Genomic DNA, 2,626 nt, shown 5'->3' on the forward strand with positions numbered 1-2,626 from the left:
TACCTCATGCCGTCGCAGAAGGGCGTACAGAAGCTGGGCGGGACCATGCGGCTTGGCGTCTACGAGAACACCATCACACCGGGGAGCAGGGTGGAAGAGGCCTATGGGGCATCCACGCTTTCCGAACGCCATCGTCATCGCTTTGAGTTCAACAATGACTACCGTGCAGCCTTCGAAGAACATGGCATGCGCGTCGCTGCTGTTTATCCGGAGGAAGACCTGGTCGAGGCCCTCGAACTCGGGAATCATCCGTTCTTCGTCGGTGTCCAGTTTCACCCTGAGCTCTCGTCCAAGCCACTCCAGCCAGGCCCCCTGTTCGTTGCGTTTGTGAAGGCCATGCTTGCACATGAGGGGTAGAAAACGGGTCCGCTCTGTCCCCGTCAGCCAGGCTGCGAGCGACGTGCTGGACCGGCTGCAGGTCATCGGCGGCACGGGACAGGTGCGCACGGAATCCGAGGCACGCCTGCGAACGGTGCTGACACAGACAGCCTCGGCGCTGTTCAAGCCCGAGGAGCTGCCACGCTACCTGCAGGTACAGCTTGCCGGCAAGACCGGGAGTATCCCGTCCTGGGAAAATCTGACCGGCGAGCGCCTGACGCAGCTGGGTCTGCCCCGTCATCCTGAGGGTGTTCGGGCGGATGAATGCGGCACGCTCATCCTGACACTGGTTCCTGTCACTATCGACTACGTGGCACAGGTGGAAGGGCGCGAGGTCTGTTCCTCCGCAGCGTATGACCCGAGGGCGACGATGGCTTCCTTCGAAGACGGCATCCACCGCATCGTCATGACGGCACCCGAACTCACCGTGACCAGGAGTGCGTTTCCCCATGGATTGATGGACCTGCCCTTCGTTCAGGTCACGTTCCGGCTGCGCAATACCAGTGATCAGTTTCACGCTGTGACGCTCGTCCTCCTCATCAAGCCGTTCGACGAGGTGGGCATCACGAGTCTGGAACGGTTCAGCTTTTCACGTGAGAACCTCATCATGCTCAACGGACAGCGCATCGCCTTTGCCTGTGAACGACCGAGCAGTACCAAGGTCAGCGTCTACGATCCCCGGACTGGCAGCATGGTCGACGCCGATGCCGGCGGCGAAGTCGTCTCGCCGACGGGGCTCATGCAGCTGGCACTTGCATTCGACCACCAGCTCGAACCTGGCGGCGATACCGAAGTCACGTTTTTCTTCTTCGTCGACAGGGACCGTACCTACAAACCTGAGGAACTCACGCTCCTCCTTGGACAGAGCGCCGGGATCCTTGAGCAAGAGCACCGGCTCGTCGTAACACAGGAAAAGCATGTAGGATATCGCACGGGCGACGAGCGCCTCAACCGTTTTGCCGCCAACCAGCTGCTTCACCTGTCGTCTCTTGAAGCCACTGCTGCCTCGGCGTTCGAGGGCGGCCTCGATGCCGTTGCCCTGCCGGCGCTCGTCGAGGCATATGACCGTGTGGGAGAGGTCGACACGGCTTCCAGCCTCTTGCGTTCCTATGCGGCGCAATTACCCCCAGGGCCCGCTCTGTCGGCGGATGCACTGTTTTCGTACGCAAGCTTTGTCATTGCTCTGGGTTGGCATCTGAAGGTGGCGCGCCAGGTGCAGCTCCGCAGGCAGCTGTTTCCCGTCGTGGACCAGTTCGTCACCTGGCTCAGCCAATCGCAGACAACAGTGGAGCCTGTCGCCATCGGCTTGCTGGGACCATTGCGGCGTTCCGGCCCTGTGCTGCATCTGGTGCTGGGCAAGGCCATTGAGAGCTATCAGAGCATGCTTTCCGAGAAGGACGACGTGCGCCTCAGATTATGTGACGACCTCCAGCTGCGGTTGCTCAAGCAGGCGGATGCGGCCGATACTCATGTCGGCCCTGGCAAGCCGATGTTTGCCGACATAGCACCGGTTGCGGCCTACGCCCTGTTTGGCGCGCACGGCACCGAGGACGCCATCCTGACTGGCACCATGAGCTGGATCGCCGAGCATTGGCTGCGTGACGGCTTCGTCGCAAACCCCTCCCTCGGCTCCCTCGGCGACATCCGTCTGTCACTGCTGTGCGCCAAAACTCTGATCCTGCGCCGTGAGAGCGGAGCGTACGGTCTGATGCAGGAGGGTCTGGAGCAGCTTGGGGTATCCGACGCTCTCCCCGACTATATCGACCTGCATACCAGGAGAGCTCTTGCCGGTCCACGGCACAGCGCCGTCGCGACGGCGCTTGCCCTCGAGCTGCTGACCAGCCTCATCTTTGTCGAACGCGGCACCTACCTGAGCATCATCCCAGTGCCGACGCCCGAGCTGTTTGCCGGCGACGGCATCGACGTCCACGGTCTGCAGTCTACGTTCGGCGAACTTTCCGTGCGCATGCAGCGTCTGGGCGACAAAGTCCGGTTCAGCATGCGTTCAGATTTCCTCCGGGGCGTCAGCGCCATCGAACTCAACTTCCCCTGGGAACTCAAGGAACTGGTCGCGCGCAAGGGGACGGTCAAGTACGTGACCGGAGGGACCATTGTCATGGAGCCTGCAGATCTTATTGAAGGCGAGGCTATCGCGGCCAACCCCGGTCCGTCGTAGACGGTCCGTTCTTCACATTTCCTCTTGAGGGGATGATCCCTCAGCAACAGGCGCTTGTGTGTTCGATTGAGG

The 2,626-nt window shown here is 61.5% G+C and carries 2 protein-coding genes; both read left to right on the forward strand.

Annotated features, from left to right (window positions below; translation table 11 throughout):
* On the forward strand, positions 1 to 357 hold a 357-nt coding region (locus tag SMC5_RS01020; protein ID WP_165848907.1), incomplete at its 5' end, for a glutamine amidotransferase-related protein.
* On the forward strand, positions 347 to 2,554 hold the full coding sequence (locus SMC5_RS01025; protein WP_119119234.1) for a hypothetical protein: 2,208 nt from the start codon (positions 347 to 349) through the stop codon (positions 2,552 to 2,554). The genes SMC5_RS01020 and SMC5_RS01025, both read left to right, overlap by 11 nt.
* Positions 2,555 to 2,626: the final 72 nt, after the last annotated feature.

It is taken from the genome of Candidatus Cryosericum odellii (assembly GCF_003570935.1).
In the GTDB taxonomy this organism is placed as follows: domain Bacteria; phylum Caldisericota; class Caldisericia; order Cryosericales; family Cryosericaceae; genus Cryosericum; species Cryosericum odellii.

Excerpts from the sequence above, each read along its gene's own strand:
- SMC5_RS01025 (WP_119119234.1), top strand. The coding sequence starts at position 347 with ATGAGGGGTAGAAAACGGGTCCGCTCTGTCCCCGTCAGCCAGGCTGCG.